The following is a 2,121-nucleotide window of genomic DNA, read 5'->3' on the forward strand; positions in this document are numbered from 1 at the left end:
CAAATGATTTGTGTGGACACGGAACAAGTATGTCGTCTGTTGCGGCTGCTCCTCGTAATGATAATGGTAAACCAGTTGGTGTTGCTTATAATTCGAATCTAGTTACTTATAGAGCTGCGTCAAATGTTGTTCTTGACGGTTATCATGAGCAAAATGGTGTTAAAAATGCATTTACAGGATTAGCAAATAATACTAAAGTAAAAATAATTTCAATGTCTATGGGTCACATTTTTTCTGTAGGAAAAATTGAAGACGGAATAAAATATGCCTACAGTAAAGGAAAATTAATTTTTTGTGCAGGAGGAACTTCAACAGATTTTACAACTTTTGTGGGTGTTATTTTTCCTGCTTGGATGTCTGAAACAGTTGCGGTTACAGGAATAAAAGAAGCTTCAACTTACCAAGCTTGTGATGTATGTCATACTGGTGGGAAAATTGATTTTACCATAATGATGCAAAAATCAGGAACAGGAAATACTGTACCAGTAAATAGTTATAATGAGGGTCAAGGAGATTATGTAGGTGGTTCTTCGGTTGCGACTGCGACGACTGCAGGTATTGCGGCTTTAGTGTGGTCTAAGTATCCAACATGGACACGTGATCAAGTTTTAACCAAAATGCGAAAATCTTCACATTTATATCCTACCAAACATTCTGAATTTGGATATGGAATGATTGATGCTTCGTTAGCAGTTCAATAAAAATTATGAACGAAAAACTCCTTAATTTATTAAGGAGTTTTTTTTATGCTAAAAATTTAGCTTTTAATTCTTCAGATGGAATCATACAAGATTCTTGTTTGCCATACCATTTGTAACGATTTGTAGCGATATAATCATATAGAATATCCCTTAAGCCCGACGGAATTATTTTTAAAAGTGTTCCGAATGTTAAGATGCCATTTAGATTTTTTGCAATTAATAATACAGCTGTCGATTTATAATAATAAGCTATTCCAGGTTCATATAGGATAATACTATCAATATGTTTTTCAGAAATGCCAATATGCTTTATAATTTTTTGACCTAATTCTGATTGCAATGCAACAAACCTAAAAATATCATTTTTATCATATTTGATTACATATTGAACTGATGAATTACAAAAATTGCATACACCATCAAAAAGAATTATTTTTTTATTATTTGGTAAGTCTAGCATTTTATTTTTTATTTTCAACCCATTTTCTAGCATTCACAAACGCTTCATGCCAAGGAGAAACTTCGTCTTTTTTATCGGTCGGATAATTCGCCCAGTTCCAAGGGAAAGTTGAACGTTCTATATGCGGCATCATCACTAAATGACGACCTGTTGTGTCACACAACATAGCTGTATTGTAATCGGATCCATTTGGATTTGCTGGGTAACTATCGTAACCATATTTCCCTACAATATTGTAATTTTCTTCTCTTTCGGGTAAATTGAACTTTCCTTCACCATGAGAAACCCAAACCCCTAAAGTAGCACCTTCTAATGTAGAAAGCATCACCGAATTGTTTTTTTGTACAGTTACTGAGGTAAATATACTTTCATGTTTGTGTGAATTGTTATGCAACATTTTTCCATGTACTTTATGTTCAGGATTAACTAATTCTAATTCCATAAACAATTGGCATCCATTACAAATTCCAACAGAAAGTGTGTCTTCTCTTTTGAAGAAGTTTTTCAAAGCTGTATTTGCTTTTTCATTATATAAAAATGCACCAGCCCAACCTTTAGCAGAACCCAATACATCTGAATTTGAGAACCCACCCACTGCACCAATAAACTGGATGTCTTCTAAGTTTTCACGACCTGAAATTAAATCGGTCATGTGCACATCTTTTACATCAAAACCAGCTAAATACATGGCATTTGCCATTTCACGCTCAGAATTACTTCCTTTTTCGCGAATAATCGCCGCTTTTGGTCTTGGTTTCGAATTGTCTAAAACAGGAGCTTTTCCATCAAAATGCGTTGGGAAAGTATACCTAAGTGGTTGGTTTTTATAATTATTATAACGTGCCAAAGCTGTTCCGTTTTTCGATTGTTTAGAGTCTAAAAGGAAAGAGGTTTTGAACCAAATGTCTCTATATTTTTTTATATCGAAAGTAAAATCCCCAAGGTCTAAAGTTTCAGTCG

At 33.9% G+C, this 2,121-nt stretch carries 3 protein-coding genes; 1 reads left to right on the forward strand and 2 read right to left on the reverse strand.

From position 1 onward, the window contains the following. On the forward strand, positions 1-701 hold a 701-nt coding region (locus tag ACHZC3_RS02170; RefSeq protein ID WP_394758236.1), incomplete at its 5' end, for a S8 family serine peptidase. 43 nt (positions 702-744) lie between these two features. Here ACHZC3_RS02170 and ACHZC3_RS02175 read toward each other — a convergent pair. Then, entirely contained in the window at positions 745-1,161 is a 417-nt protein-coding gene (locus tag ACHZC3_RS02175) for a thiol-disulfide oxidoreductase DCC family protein (protein WP_394758237.1), read from the reverse strand. Position 1,162: 1 nt separating this feature from the next. After that, positions 1,163-2,121, reverse strand: a 959-nt coding sequence (locus ACHZC3_RS02180) for a phosphoribosylformylglycinamidine synthase subunit PurQ (protein WP_394758238.1), incomplete at its 5' end; no start/stop codon positions are given.

This window comes from Flavobacterium sp. (genome assembly GCF_043720215.1).
GTDB lineage: Bacteria > Bacteroidota > Bacteroidia > Flavobacteriales > Flavobacteriaceae > Flavobacterium.

Excerpts from the sequence above, each read along its gene's own strand:
- ACHZC3_RS02175 (WP_394758237.1), bottom strand. The coding sequence starts at position 1,161 with ATGCTAGACTTACCAAATAATAAAAAAATAATTCTTTTTGATGGTGTA.